The organism is Nocardia heshunensis (assembly GCF_054782115.1).
The window spans coordinates 108,479-122,140 of the sequence record NZ_BAAGTC010000020.1; the positions used below are offsets into that span (position 1 = coordinate 108,479).

The following is a 13,662-nucleotide window of genomic DNA, read 5'->3' on the forward strand; positions in this document are numbered from 1 at the left end:
AGTGATGGCCCGCCGTCGGCCTGGGCAAATACGGCGCACGGCCGCTCCATCCGGCTTTCGTCGGCCAATCCTCGGACATGTTCGCCAGGTGGATGCCAGGCTGGTGGGAATCAATGGCGAGTGGAGGAGATGTCATGGTGCGGCACGCGCGAATTGTCCTGTCTGCGATCGCTGTTCTCGCCCTCGCGGGGTGTGGGAACGGCGATGGGACAGCGGCGCGACCCACACCGTCGGCGGTTGCCACGGCGCTGACCACCGCTGCGGCGTCCACGAGTGTCACCACGTCAGGACCCGCTCAGAGCACTGCCGCGGGGAGCGGAGATCAGGCGTGCAAGCCGGATCCGGCGGTGGTGCGGAACGCGGCGGCGAGTCTTGCTCCGGTGGAGGTGGTTCCGGGGAAGCCGTGGAAGTGGGCGTTGCCCGCGGTGGGGGCGAATCCGACGGTGAACGGGATTTGCTCGGGGTTGTCGGCGGCGTTGATCAGTATCGAAGGGGCGACGGCCAGTTCGCCGATGCAGGTGTTGCTGTTTCATCGGGGTGGGTATGTGGGGACGGCGGAACCTACCTGGAACAGCTTCATTTCGCCGGATCCGGCGCATACGACCGATGACAGTGTGGGGTTGCGGTTCAAGATTCCCGGGAGCTGTGACGCGTGCGCGGACGGGACGTTCTATTGCGTTCAATATCGTTGGGACGGGGCGAAAGTCGTGTCGGCGGGGCGGCCGCCGCGGGTGATGGGGACCACCGTGGAGCCGGGGACGATGAAGTGCTGACTCGCGTCTGCGACACGGTGTTGAGCAATCGGTCAGCTGTCGCGGGTGTGGGATTCGAGGACCCGGTTGAGGGTGAGGACCAGGTTCGCGCGTTCGGCGGGGCTGAAGCCGGGCAGTAGGTCGCGCTGCGCCGCTTCCAGGCGTTCGTCGAGGTCGGCGAGGTGGGCGCGGCCCGCCGGGGTGAGGGTGAGGGTGTTGCGGCGGCGGTCGGCGGGGTCGGGGGTGCGGTGCAGCAGGCCGCGGTCGGCGAGGTCGTTGACGGCGGCGACCACGTCGCTGCGGTCGATGCCGGTGCGGCGGCCCGCCTCCGCCTGCGAGAGCGGGCCCTGTTCGTCGAGGGTGGCCAGCAGCGCGTAGTGGTAGCGACGGGAACCGGTGGGCTCCAACGCTTTCTCGGTGCAGCGGTTGGCAATGATGGCGACCTGGCCGATGAGGCGGGTGGGGAGGGCGCGCAATCGGCCGGAGGCCCCTTCGGGCGGGGTGTCCATGGAAAGAAATCTAGCAAGACTTGTTGGGGACACCCACAATCGGTTACATTGGTTTCACCAACGTTGGAGCCACCAACAATCTCGCCGAAAGACCGTCACCATGAACGCGATCGACACCACCACCCGCCGAATCCAGGATCTGGCCGACAAATTCGAGATCACCGAGCTGGTGAACCGGCTCGGCCGGGCACTGGACGAAGGCGACTGGGACGAACTGGCCGACCTCTACACCCCCGACGCCACCGCCCAGACCCCCGGCGGTCTCGCCGTCGGCCGTGCCGCGATGGTCGCCCAGGCCAGCCGAAACCACTCCCCCGACAAGCGAGTTCAGCACGTCATCAGCGGCATCCTGGTCGACCTGGACGGTGACACCGCCAAGGTCCGCGCCAACCTGCTGGTCACCTTCGCCTGGGGCGACGCCGAGGACCCGGGCCTCGGTGCCCGGCCCCGTCTCACCCTCGGCGAGGTGTACCGCTTCACCGCCGTCCGCACCCCTGAGGGCTGGCAGTTCACGAGCGTCGCCTCCAGCCCGGTCTGGTCGGTCGGCACCCGGCCCTGACCCGCCGTGCTAAGGTCGTGGCGATCGTGATCTATCAGCAGGAGGTGAGACCCATGAACGCAGTATCCGTAGTGGGCGCTCCCCCCGCTGTCCACGATCGCGCGACTGAGGTAGTCGCTATCGGGAGCGCCACCAAGGCAATTCGCGAAAGGCGACTCCCATGAACACACATCTCTATTCCACTCGGCCCTTGACCTTGCCGTCCGCCGACCGCCCCGCCGACCATGATCAGCCGCGGGCGCGGGCATTGGTACTCGGTGGCGGCGGCTCGGCGGGCAACGCCTGGTTGCTCGGCACCGTCGCCGGACTCCTCGAAGCGGGAGTGAATGTGACCGATGCCGATCTGATCATCGGCACCTCCGCCGGGGCGACGGCCGCGGCCCAGATCACCGCCGCGGACCCGGCCAAGCTTTACGCCGATGTCCTTTCCGCAGTGCCGCCGCAGCGGCCTGGCGGGCCCGGCGGTGGTCGCGGTCCGGTCGGCTCGGTCGCCGACCACATGCGGACGACGAGCGAGATCATCGCCGCCGCTTCGGATCCGGTCGATCTGCGCCGGAGACTGGGTGCGGCCTCGCTCGAACTGGATGCCGGTTCGGACGGTTCCGCGCAGCAGCGGTGGCGCGACATCGTCGCACCCCGGCTGCCCAGCCCGGAGTGGCCGAAACAACTGGTGTACCTGACCGTGATCGACGCCTACACCGGTGAGCCGGTCGTCATCGATCGCTACAGCGGTGTCGAACTGGTGGATGCCGTCGCCGCCAGTACCACCAGCGGCTTCGGTTCGGGCCCCTACACCATCGGTGACAGCCGCTATCTCGACGGTGGCTATCGACGATCGGCCGAAAACGCCGATCTGGCAGCCGGATACGAGCGCGTGCTGGTCCTGTCGCCGCTAGGCGGCAGAACCCGTACGCCACAGGAATGGGGCACACAGCTCGCGGCGCAGGTCGAGGAACTGCGCGCGGGCGGCAGCGCAGTGGAAGCGATCATGCCCGACGATGCCACCGTCGACTCGTTCGGCACCTTGATGGATCCGTCCATCCGTCCGCCCGCCGCGCGTGCCGGATACACGGAGGGCAAGGCTCGCGCCGAGCAGATCGCCGAATTCTGGCGTTGATCCAGAAGGCCGAAACCCCCGCTACCAGCGGGGGTTTCGGTCTTCGACATCTAACTCAGATCGAGTCGATCCAGTTGCGCAGCAGCTGAGCCCCCGCGTCGCCGGACTTCTCCGGGTGGAACTGGGTGGCACTCAACGGCCCGTTCTCGACCGCGGCCAGGAAAGGCACGCCGTGCTCGGCCCAGGTGAGTTTGGCCGGGGCAATCTGGGAGCCGCCGTCGGGATCCCAGGCCCAGTGCTGGGCGGCGTAGGAGTGGACGAAGTAGAAGCGGGTGTCGGCATCCATGCCCGCGAACAGGACGGTGTCGTCCGGCGCCTTCACCGTGTTCCAGCCCATGTGCGGCAGGATCGGCGCGTCCAAACGCTCGACGGTGCCGGGCCATTCGGCGCAGCCGTCGGTTTCGACACCGAATTCGACGCCGCGCTCGAAGAGGATCTGCATGCCGACGCAGATGCCCAGCACGGGACGACCACCGGAGAGGCGCTTGCCGATGATGCGTTCACCGCGCACCGACAGCAGGCCCGCCATGCAGGCGGCGTACGCGCCGACGCCGGGCACCACGAGACCGTCCGCGTTCAAGGCGATGTCGGGATCGGCGGTGATGGTCACCTCCGCACCGGTGCGGGCCAGCGCGCGGCTCGCGGAGTGCAGGTTGCCGGAACCGTAGTCGAGCAGGGCGATCTTCTTGGTCACAGCGAGCCCTTCGTCGACGGAACACCGGTCACGCGCGGGTCGTATTCGACGGCCGCGCGCAAAGCCCGTGCGACAGCCTTGAATTCGGCCTCGGTGATGTGGTGCTGGTCGCGGCCGTAGAGGACGCGCACGTGCAGGGCGATGCGGGCGTTGAGCGCGATCGACTCGAAGACGTGCCGGTTGATGACCGTCGAGTACGACGCGGTAGGCGCGACGCTGGGAATGATGGTGTGCAGCATGTGATCCGGCTCGCCGGTGTGCACGCAGTACGGCCGCCCGGACACGTCGACGACGGCGTGCGCGAGGGTCTCGTCCATGGGGATGAAGCAGTCGCCGAAGCGGCGGATGCCCTTCTTGTCGCCCAGGGCCTGACCCAGTGCCTGGCCGATGACGATGGCGGTGTCCTCGACGGTGTGGTGGGCCTCGATCTCGATATCGCCCTTGGCCTGGACGGTGAGGTCGAAGCTGCCGTGCTGGCCGAAGGCGGTCAGCATGTGGTCGTAGAACGGGACGCCGGTGGAGATGTCGGTCTTGCCGGAGCCGTCGAGGTTGAGCTCCACCACGATGCTGGACTCGCGGGTGGTGCGCTCGACGCGGGCAATGCGATCGGCGGGACGGTCGGTGGTCATCGGGCGATCAGCTCCTCGGACGCCAGTTTCGCGCTGACGCGCAGGAATTCATCGTTCTCGGCGGCCAGGCCGATGGTGGTGCGCAGATAGCCGGGGATGCCGACATCGCGGATGAGCACGCCCTCGTCGAGGTAGTGCTGCCAGGCGCGCGCCGCGTCGGCGAAACGGCCGAACAGCACGAAGTTGGCGTCGGACGGGATGACGTCGTAGCCGAGCTCGGTCAAGGCCGCCATCACGCGATCACGCTGGGACGCCAATTCGTGGACGCTGCCCAGGGTTTCGTCGGCGTGCCGCAGGGCCGCCCGCGCGGCGGCCTGGGTGACCACCGACAGGTGGTACGGCAGCCGCACCAGCAGCATGGCGTCGATGACCGCGGGTGCGGCCACCAGGTAGCCCAGCCGCCCGCCCGCGAAGGCGAACGCCTTCGACATGGTGCGGCTGACCACCAGCTTGCTCGGATACTTGTCGATCAGGCTGATCGCCGAAGGCGCGGAAGAGAATTCGCCATACGCCTCGTCGACCACGACGATGCCGGGCGCGGCCTCGAGGATGCGCTCCAGATCCGGGATCGGGATGCTGTGCCCCGTCGGATTGTTAGGGCTGGTCACGAAGACCACGTCGGGCTTCTTTTCCCCCACCGACATGACCGCGTAGTCGATGTCGAGGGAGAAGTCGCCGTTGCGCTTGGCCTCGATCCACTCGGTGTCGATGCCCTCGGAGATGATCGGGTGCATCGAGTAGGAGGGCACGAAACCCAGTGCGCTGCGGCCGGGTCCGCCGAACGCCTGCAGCAGCTGCTGCAGGATCTCGTTGGAACCGTTGGCGGCCCACACATTCGCCACGTCCACCGCGACGCCGGTCTGCCGGGTCAGGTATTCGGCCAGGTCGGTGCGCAGGGCGACCGCGTCCCGATCCGGGTAGCGGTGCAGGTCGGCCGCCGCCGCGCGCACGGACTCGGCGACATCGTCGACGAGCGCCTGACTCGGCGGGTGCGGGTTCTCGTTGGTGTTGAGCTGTACGGGCACCGTCAATTGCGGTGCGCCGTAAGGGCTCTTGCCGCGCAGGTTGTCCCGCAGCGGCAGATCGTCGAGAGAAATATTCGATCCGGGAACGGTCACAGCACTCACGCCAGCTCTCCGAATCGCGCCTGCACGGCCTGGCCGTGCGCGGGCAGGTCCTCGGCATTGGCCAGGGCCACCACGTGTCCGGCGACATCCTTCAGGGCCGCTTCGGAGTACTCCACGACGTGGATGCCGCGCAGGAAGGTCTGCACGCTCAAACCCGAAGAGTGCCGGGCACATCCGGCGGTCGGCAGGACGTGGTTGGAACCGGCGCAGTAGTCGCCCAGCGACACCGGTGACCAGGCACCGACGAAAACCGCTCCGGCGGAACGCACCTGGGCCGCGACCGCGGACGCGTCGGCGGTCTGGATCTCCAGGTGCTCGGCCGCATAGGCGTTGACCACCCGCAGGCCCTGGGCGATGTCGTCGACGAGCACGGTGCCGGACTGCTTGCCGGACAAGGCTTCCGTGACCCGGTCGTGGTGCTTGACCACGGCCATCTGCGCGGTCAGCGCGGCATCCACGGCGTCGGCGAGCTCGACGCTGTCGGTCACCAGCACGCTGGCGGCCAGCACATCGTGCTCGGCCTGCGAGATCAGATCGGCGGCCACGTGCACGGGATCGGCGGTGGCGTCGGCCAGGATCGCGATCTCGGTGGGCCCGGCCTCGGCGTCGATGCCGACCAGGCCGCGGCACAGCCGCTTGGCGGCGGTCACGTAGATATTGCCCGGCCCGGTGATCATGTCGACCGGTTCCAGCTGCGCGCCGTCGGTGTCGGTACCGCCGTAGGACAGCAGCGCCACGGCCTGCGCACCGCCGACCGCCCACACCTCCTCGACGCCCAGCAGCTTGGCCGCGGCCAGGATGGTCGGGTGCGGCAGGCCGTCGAACTGGGCCTGCGGCGGGGAGGCGACGACCAGCGAGTCCACGCCCGCGGCCTGCGCCGGAACCACATTCATCACGACCGAGGACGGGTAGACGGCATTGCCGCCCGGCACGTACAGCCCGACCCGCTCGACCGGAATCCACCGCTCGGTGACGGTGCCGCCGGGCACCACCTGGGTGGTCTTGTCGGTGCGGCGCTGATCGTTGTGCACCTTGCGGGTGCGCTCGATGGCGACCTCGAGGGCGGTGCGCACGGCCGGATCCAGCTCGGCCAGAGCCTTGTCCAGTTCGGCGGCGGGCACACGCACCGAGGCGGGCGCCACACCGTCGAACCGCAGGCTGTATTCCTGCGCGGCCTCGACGCCGCGATCGCGGATCGCCTCCACGACCGGCTGCACATGATGCAGCACCGAGTCCACGTCGACGCCCCCACGCGGCAGCGCCGCGCGCAGTTCGGCAGCAGTGGGAGTACGTCCGCGGAGGTCCTCGCGGGCGAGCTCGATGCGGCTAGTCATAGCGCTCTGAAGTCCTTTGTCTGTGCTGATTTCGAAGGGTCCGCGACACAGTCGAAACTGCTTGCGACCAGGTACCAGCCTATCGGGTCGCCGCCAGCGCTTTACTTCGCGGCCGAGGTCGCGCGCGCGATAGCGGCGCGTAAGCCGTCGGGGGTGAGGTTTTCCAGGGTGACGTCACCGACCTTCACCACGGGAACATGGGTCAGACCGGCGGTGATGGCCTGGCGACTGTGGGACTTCACGAATCCGGCGTAGCGACTCGAATGCACGCAGTCGGCGAGGTCCGGGCCGGTGACTCCGGCGTCGGCGGCGATCTGGATCAGTCGGTCGTCGGTGAGACCGGGTCCGTTCTCGGCGGGCTGGTTCTCGAAGAGTCGTTTGCTGAAGTCCAGCCAGGCGTCCTTGTTCGCCACGGCCACGCAGACTCCCGCGTTCGCGGCCCGCGAGGAGTAGTTGTCCTTGGACAGGCCGTCGAGCACGGCCACGGTGTCGTAGTCGGCGGACACCTGGCCGCTGTTCACCAGGTCGGTGAGGGTGGGTCCGGTGGTCGTCTCGAACTGATGGCAGATCGGGCACTGGAAGTCGGTGATGACCGTGACGAGGGTGTCGCCGGTGCCGAAGTGCAGGCGGCCGTCCGGGGTGAACACCGCGGGCGGGGCGACCGCCGCGACGGCCTCCTGCTTGTCGTTGTGCTTGTGCACGAAGTTGGCGGTGATGACCGCGATGAGGGCGACGATGACGATGACCGCGCCCACGGACATCGGATTGACAAGGCGGCGTTGCCCGGTCGCTCCGGCGACTTTCCGGCTGCTGCGATTCATAGTTGGTCATAATATTTGCTGGTCATTTGCCCGAATAGATTCGACACTCGAATGTCAATCCCTCCCACGGTAAATACCCCGAAAAAAGAATCCGCAGCGGACAACGTGTAACAGGTACCGGAGCTGCGGAAACGGCCATTTTGTCGCCTGGGTCACGTTGACCGGGCATTTCGCCGATCCGGACTATCAGCACATGGATTTCATCGGCAAGCTCGTGATTTTCGCGGCCTTGGGCGCCTGCGTCCTCGGCTCGGTACTCGGAATGCCGGTCACGAACAGGGCAACCGCCGACCCGGCTCCCGCCGAGTGCGTCACCGATAACTCGGTACCGAATCGCACCACCCTCACCTGCCCGCCCGGTTCGGGTGCGGGACAGCACGCCTTCATCCGTTGCCGCGATCTCGGCGGCCTCGACCACGTCCGCATCGGCACGACCCTCGGGACCGAGGGCGGCGTCTCGGAGGCCGACTGCGCGGACGGCGAAACCGGCCCGGTCTGATCTCGCCCTGCCCACCGTCGATCGAAAGGTTCTTCCATGTCAGCATCACTGGTTCGAGCCCGGACGACCAAGCGCGCCGCCCGGCAAATCAAGGAATGCAAGCGCTCCCGGCGCGGCCTGTACGCCGCGGCCGCGTTCGCCTCGCTGGCCACCGTCATGGTGGGCACCGGCCAGGCCACCGCTCAGGGTCCGGTGCTGCCGCTGCCGCCGATCGATATCGGGACGCGGCCCGCGATCGGTGATTCTCAGCAGCCCGTGAATCCGCTCGGGGTGCCGGTGCCGCCGGAGATCGGGGCCGGACTGCAGAGCCTCGGTGACGCGATCCCGGGACTCGGTGCCGCCGCGCAGGACCTGGGTAACGGTGCGGGGCCGAATATCGGTGCGGCCGTGCAGGATCTGGGCGCGACCGCGCAAGGACTCGGGGTGCCGGTGCCGGATCTCGGTGCGCTGGGCCAGAATCTGGGTCCGGCCGCGCAGAACGTGATCGATCAGGCGGTGAACGCGCTGGGTGGCGCACCCGCCGGGACTCCCGCACAGCCGGGACTGAGCCAACTGCGGGACCTGTTCACGCCGCCCACACAATCACCCGGGGCCGCACCGGCTTCCGGTGGTCCGGTCGCCGGGGAGTCGATGATTCCCGGTAGCGGGCCGACGCAGGCTGCCGGACTGCTGGGTCCCGCGTCCTCGCCGGTCGCGCAGCTCGCCGAGGTGGCCGCGCAGGTGGTCGGGTCGCGAATCGACCTGGGGCAGTTGGGGTCCTGGGCCGATCAGACCTTCCCGTCGGGACCGCTGCGGCAGCCGGTGGAGGATCTGCTGGCGTTCGTCAGTCGGGCCCTCGAAGGCGCCGGGTCGCGACGCCAAGACCTGGGCGAGGACCCGGTGGCGGAGCTGATCAACCGGGGCCGCGCCCTGTTCGGATTCCCGCAGGACGCTGCCGATCCGGCGCAGGGGCTGCGGGAGATGCTGAATCCGATTCTGGGACAGACCGTCGGCAGCGGGGATCCGCTGCAGCAGCTCGCGGAGAGCGTGCGGAATCTGGTGGCGAATCCGGCCACCGGACTGGATGCACTCGGTGCGGCCGTGCTCGGGTTCGCCGCCCCCGCCATGGGTGGGCTGGCCCCGATGCTCGGGTTCCTGACGCCGGTACTCGGCCTGATCTCGGATCCGGGTGCGGCTGCCGCACCGCTGCTGCACGAGCTGCGGTCCATGCTCATGGGCACCGGTGTGCGCCGTGATGCCGCACTGCCGTTGCTCGCGTTGCCGATCGTGGCACTGTTCGCCATTGCGCCGCTGCTGTTCGCCGGTGCGCTGGCCATCGGCGCGATCGGCATAGGCGCGATCGTGGTGCTGGCGGCGATCGTGGCCGCGCCTTTCGTGATCGGCGCGCTGGTGATCGGCGGCATCATTCTCGCGGTGCTGGCGATTCCGGTGTTCGTGGTGCTGGCCATTATCGCGATTCCGGTGCTGCTGGTGGCGCTTCCGGTGGCGTTCATCGCCTTCCAGGTGCTGGCCCCGGTGATCCTGACGCTCGGCGTGGCCGCGTTCGCGGTCGTCGTGGCGGGCGGTATCGCGCTGGCGATGACCTTCCTGGCGTTGGGCGGCGGCGCGATGATCGCGATTCTCGCGGCGACCCTGGCGGCCGGGCTGGTGGCCACGGTGTTGTTCCCGTTCCTGGGTCTGATCATCGCGCCGATCGCATTCTCGGTGATCGCCCTCGGTACCTTGGTGTTCGGCTCGATCGGCTTGGCGGCCTTGGTATTCGGCACACTCGGGCTCACCTTCCTCGCGGCTACCGCACTGCTGGCGGTGCTGTCGGTGGCGTCGCTGTTCACGCCGTTCGGCCTGATCTTCCTGCCGGTCTTCGCGATTCTCGGGGCCGCGGCGCTGATCATCTTCGGCGCGGTCGGGCTGGCCTCCGCGATCGCCATCGGCGCACTGTTCCTCACCGGACTGATCGCACTGACCGCGGTCGGATCCACGGCCGTGATCGCACTGCTGGCACTGTCTTTGGCGGCGATCGCGGTGAAACTGGCTGCCGTGGTGGCGCTCTGGGGCCTCGGTGCGGCCGCCGGGCTGATCCTGATCGCGGCCGGTGTTGTCGCGCCGGTGGTCGCGACCGTGCTGGGCCTGATCGCCACCTTCGCATTGGTTTTCGCGCTGCCGATCATCGGCCCGATCCTGGCCCCGGTGTTCCTGGCGCTGCTGGTGGCGCTGCCCGCCGCGCTCGGGCTGGTGTTCCTGTTCGGCGCGGTGGGTGTCGGCGGGCTGCTGCTGGGCTTCGCCACGACCGCGCTGCTGAGCCTCGCGGTCACCTGGGCGTCGGTCACGGTGATCCTCGGCGGGCTGCTCATGTTCCTGATGCCGTACACGATTCCGTTCGTGCTGCCCGCGCTGATCGCGTTCGCGGCGATCGTGTCGGCGGCCGTGATGGGTTTGGCCGCACTCGATTTCGTATTCACCTTCGCCCCGGTGGTGGCGCTGACTGCCGGTGCCATCGGCGTCGCGCTGGCGGTGGTGGCCGCGATCATCGCCGGTGGCCTGGCGGTGAACGTGGTCAGCTTCGTGATGCTGAGCCTGGCGCTCTTCGCCCTGATCCTGATCAATCCGCCGCTCGCCCTGCTGGCGTTGCCGTTGCTGCTGGGCGCGCAGCTGTTGATCGTGCTCGGCGGGATCGGTGGCACCGCGATCGTGTCCGGCCTGCTCCTGGGCCTGGTCGGAGTGCTGACCGTGGCCAGCGGTATCGCGCCCGCGCTCATCGCCATGCTGATCATCGGCACCTTCGTCTACGCTTCGCTGCTGTTCCCGCCCTTCGCCTTGGTCGCGATTCCGATCGCCATCGCGGCGACGATCGCGGCACTGGCGGCGATCGGCGTGGTCGGCCTCGCCGGATTCATCGGCCTGGCCGCGGTGGGCATTGCCGGAGCGATCGCGACCCTGGCCGTCACATTGGCCCTGACCGCGGCCATGCTGCCGGTCGGTATCGCGGCACTGGCACTGGCCGTGGTGTTCTCGCTGCCGTTCCTGATCGTGGGCCCGTTCGCCCCGATCCTGTCCACCGCGCTCTCACCCATCCTCGCGCTGGCGGCAGCGGCTCTCTGGTCCCCGTTCCTGCTGGCCGGACTGATCGTGGCCGCGGTAGCAGTGGGCGTCAGCGCGTTCGGCCTCTTCGCGGTGCCGCTGTTCGCATCGGTGCTGTTCGGCGGACTGTGGACGGGCGCAACGGGTCTCGTGCTCGTGGCCTGGCTGGCGAGCTCGATCCTCGACTTCTCCGCCGCCGCGGTCCTGGCTTTGACAGCGGCGCTCGTTCTGGTTCCGCTGGGTCTGGCCGCACTCGCCGCACTGGCCGTGGTGGCTTTGCCGGTCCTGGCCGCCGTGGCATTGCCGCTCCTGGCCCTGGCCGCGCTCGGCACGGCGGCCGTCGTCGCAGCCGTGGTGGCGATCCCGGTCCTGGCCATCGGCGCGGCGATCGCGGCAGCCATCGCAATCCCGGTGCTGGCCATCGGAATCCCGGTGGTGCTGGCCGCGCTAGCGGCATTGGCCGCGCTGGTATTGCCGCTCCTGGCCCTGGCGGCTCTCGGCGCGGCCGCTCTCGCCGCCGCAGCGGTGGCGGTGCCGGTGCTGGCCGTGGGCGCGGCCATCGCCGCGTTCATCGGAATCCCGCTGCTGGGCATCGGCATTCCACTGGCCCTGGTCGGCCTGGCGGCGGTGGCATTGCTCGCGCTGCTGCTGGTCGGCATCCCCGTCGGCGCGTTCCTGGCACTCGCCCTGCCGGTCCTGGCCGTGGTCGCGGCCGGTGGTGCGACGGCGCTGCTGGCGCTGGTACTCACGCCGCTGTTGCTGCTGCTGGATCCGGGGTTCCGGTCGTACATCATCTCCGCGATTCGCGGGGTCATGGCGCCGGGTGCCACCGGTGGCGGGGCCGCCGCTACCGGGACGCAGTTCCTGGACGGCATTACCGATACGGCGAGCCTGGATCAGGTGATCGCCGGGCTGATGAAGTTGCTCGCGCCCGCGAATCAGCCTGCTGCCGCGCCTGTCGCGCATGCCGAGATCCCGCTGGTCGGGGGCGAGGCGGCCGACGGGTTGCGGGACAGCGACTCTCGACGACTGGTTTCGGTCGGAGTCTGACACATTTCGAATACTGCTCTCCCCCAATGGAATCCCATCACTCGAAGGAGATCGCCATGAGTATCGAAACCAATGACGCCACCATCCCGTTCAACGCCATCGATCCCGCACTGCACCTGGAGTACCTCTACGGCCCGCAGTGGGCCACGGTGCTGCGGATCGTGGAGCGGGCCGCGCAGCTCACCGCCGAGGAGCGGGAGCGGATGAACGCCGAGGCGGGTAAGCGCATGCAGGACAGCATGAGTGCGTTCACCGGTGGCGCGGACGGGCTGGGCGGGCTGTTGTCGAGTCTGGGGCAGCCGTCGACGGACCCGCAGCCACTGCGCATCGCGAGCGAGACGGCCAAGGAGTTCGGCCGGTCCCGCAACGTGCAGGTGGCGGGATTGATTGTGGGGCAGGCGGTGTCGGCGACACCGTCGACGGGCGGTGAGCTGGCAGGGCTGCTGCAGTCGCTGGGCTCGATCGGCACGCTGACCGCGGTCAGTCAGGCCGTGACGGCGGCGGTGCTGAGCGATCTGGTCGGCCGCGGCCGCTACACGCAGGAGGTGCACGACGCCCTGATGCAGCCGTGGACCGCGGCCATCGCCTGAATCCACCTCTCGCAGTGAGGAGTACGCCATGATCGAGACCCGGTTCAGCAGTACGGGCGTCACCGATCCGCTCGGCGGCCTGCTCGACACACGGTCCGCCCCGGTGGCTTTCGGCTACTACGAGGAGAACGCCACGGAGGCCGAGACCCGCGAACGCTGCCACCGACCGCGGCGCGGCCCGGTGGGCTGGTGGAATCGGCATCGTGGCATGCGGCTCGGCGTCGGCCTGGCGCTGGCCGCGAACCTGGGATTCCTGCCCGCCGTGCAGGATGCCGTGCTGACAGGGCTGTCACATGTCGGGTAGCACGGGACGGCAGGTGGCGACGGTCATCGTTGGTTGCGCGATGACCGTCGCCGCCCTGACGGGCTGTTCCCACCCCGGGGCCGAAAAGCCTGCCGCCGATCCCGATACCGCCGACTGCGCCAGCGGCGGCCGGGTGATCGGCGGCCTGCAGGACACCTTCCGGTCGCTGTCGGCGGAATTGAACGGCATCGGACCCGCCTCCGAACACGGTGACGTCGGCGAGGTCGAACAGCGCGTGCAAGCGGCGGCACGCCTGTCGGCGCTGGTCGACCGGGATCTGGGCACCGCGGCGGTTACGATGACCGAGCCGCTGCCCCGGCGGGCCTTCACGGCCGTCGCCGCTGCCGGAGCCGCGCTGCACGACGCTTTGACGCAACTCGCCCAGGCCGTCGACGGGTCGAGTCCGCCGCAGCAGACGGTCGATTCGGTCCAGCGGTCACTGCACGCGCTCGACACATCGGTGGAGGGTATGCGGTTGTCCTGCTCCACGGTTTTCGCCGATTCCACGGTCGCGCCCGAATCCCCTGCCGCGCCCGCGCGTCCGGCCGGGCCGACGGCTCCGGCCGCGCCGGTCGCCGGTCCCGGATTGCGTCGGTAGG

Annotated in this window: 14 protein-coding genes; 8 read left to right on the forward strand and 6 right to left on the reverse strand. The window is 69.0% G+C overall.

What is annotated here, in order from left to right:
• Nucleotides 1-134 precede the first annotated feature (134 nt).
• The gene (locus ACYVN4_RS36730; protein ID WP_460727365.1) at nucleotides 135-773 is read left to right on the forward strand and encodes an LppP/LprE family lipoprotein; all 639 of its coding nucleotides are present in this window, start codon (nucleotides 135-137) and stop codon (nucleotides 771-773) included.
• A gap of 32 nt (nucleotides 774-805) precedes the next feature.
• On the opposite strand, the gene ACYVN4_RS36735 is transcribed toward ACYVN4_RS36730, so the two are convergent.
• On the reverse strand, nucleotides 806-1,261 hold the full coding sequence (locus ACYVN4_RS36735) for a MarR family winged helix-turn-helix transcriptional regulator (protein ID WP_460727367.1): 456 nt from the start codon (nucleotides 1,259-1,261) through the stop codon (nucleotides 806-808).
• Nucleotides 1,262-1,361: 100 nt separating this feature from the next.
• Here ACYVN4_RS36735 and ACYVN4_RS36740 point away from each other — a divergent pair, with 100 nt between their 5' ends.
• Together ACYVN4_RS36740 and ACYVN4_RS36745 are read left to right on the forward strand one after the other, a co-directional pair.
• Complete coding sequence (locus tag ACYVN4_RS36740) at nucleotides 1,362-1,820, forward strand: nuclear transport factor 2 family protein (protein ID WP_460727369.1); 459 nt, start codon at nucleotides 1,362-1,364, stop codon at nucleotides 1,818-1,820.
• A 160-nt stretch (nucleotides 1,821-1,980) separates the two neighbouring features.
• Nucleotides 1,981-2,937 carry a patatin-like phospholipase family protein gene (locus ACYVN4_RS36745; RefSeq protein WP_460727371.1) on the forward strand — a complete coding sequence of 319 codons (957 nt, stop codon included), beginning with the start codon at nucleotides 1,981-1,983 and terminating at the stop codon, nucleotides 2,935-2,937.
• 55 nt (nucleotides 2,938-2,992) lie between these two features.
• Here the strand turns inward: ACYVN4_RS36745 and hisH are convergent, their stop codons facing one another.
• From hisH to ACYVN4_RS36770, 5 genes are all read right to left on the reverse strand, one after another.
• Nucleotides 2,993-3,631, reverse strand: coding sequence for an imidazole glycerol phosphate synthase subunit HisH (gene hisH, locus ACYVN4_RS36750; protein ID WP_460727373.1), 639 nt, complete (start codon nucleotides 3,629-3,631; stop codon nucleotides 2,993-2,995).
• Nucleotides 3,628-4,260 (reverse strand): imidazoleglycerol-phosphate dehydratase HisB, encoded by a 633-nt coding sequence (hisB, locus tag ACYVN4_RS36755; protein ID WP_460727375.1) that lies wholly within the window; start codon nucleotides 4,258-4,260, stop codon nucleotides 3,628-3,630. The genes hisH and hisB overlap by 4 nt, the downstream gene beginning before the upstream one ends.
• A complete protein-coding gene (locus ACYVN4_RS36760; RefSeq protein WP_460727377.1) occupies nucleotides 4,257-5,387 on the reverse strand; it encodes a histidinol-phosphate transaminase in 1,131 nt (376 codons plus the stop codon). The genes hisB and ACYVN4_RS36760 overlap by 4 nt, the downstream gene beginning before the upstream one ends.
• Nucleotides 5,384-6,721, reverse strand: coding sequence for a histidinol dehydrogenase (gene hisD, locus ACYVN4_RS36765; protein WP_460727379.1), 1,338 nt, complete (start codon nucleotides 6,719-6,721; stop codon nucleotides 5,384-5,386). The genes ACYVN4_RS36760 and hisD overlap by 4 nt, the downstream gene beginning before the upstream one ends.
• Nucleotides 6,722-6,822: 101 nt before the next feature.
• Nucleotides 6,823-7,542, reverse strand: a complete 720-nt coding sequence (locus ACYVN4_RS36770) for a DsbA family protein (protein WP_460727381.1) — start codon at nucleotides 7,540-7,542, stop codon at nucleotides 6,823-6,825.
• 157 nt (nucleotides 7,543-7,699) lie between these two features.
• Between ACYVN4_RS36770 and ACYVN4_RS36775 the strand changes: the two genes are divergently transcribed.
• From ACYVN4_RS36775 to ACYVN4_RS36795, 5 genes are read left to right on the forward strand one after another with little or no spacing between them, the layout of a single operon-like run.
• On the forward strand, nucleotides 7,700-8,041 hold the full coding sequence (locus ACYVN4_RS36775; RefSeq protein WP_460727383.1) for a hypothetical protein: 342 nt from the start codon (nucleotides 7,700-7,702) through the stop codon (nucleotides 8,039-8,041).
• Nucleotides 8,042-8,077: 36 nt separating this feature from the next.
• A complete protein-coding gene (locus ACYVN4_RS36780; protein ID WP_460727385.1) occupies nucleotides 8,078-12,169 on the forward strand; it encodes a hypothetical protein in 4,092 nt (1,363 codons plus the stop codon).
• Nucleotides 12,170-12,225: 56 nt separating this feature from the next.
• On the forward strand, nucleotides 12,226-12,759 hold the full coding sequence (locus ACYVN4_RS36785; RefSeq protein WP_460727387.1) for a hypothetical protein: 534 nt from the start codon (nucleotides 12,226-12,228) through the stop codon (nucleotides 12,757-12,759).
• Nucleotides 12,760-12,787: 28 nt separating this feature from the next.
• The gene (locus tag ACYVN4_RS36790; RefSeq protein WP_460727389.1) at nucleotides 12,788-13,063 is read left to right on the forward strand and encodes a hypothetical protein; all 276 of its coding nucleotides are present in this window, start codon (nucleotides 12,788-12,790) and stop codon (nucleotides 13,061-13,063) included.
• Entirely contained in the window at nucleotides 13,053-13,661 is a 609-nt protein-coding gene (locus ACYVN4_RS36795; RefSeq protein WP_460727391.1) for a hypothetical protein, read from the forward strand. The genes ACYVN4_RS36790 and ACYVN4_RS36795 overlap by 11 nt, the downstream gene beginning before the upstream one ends.
• Nucleotide 13,662 lies beyond the last annotated feature (1 nt).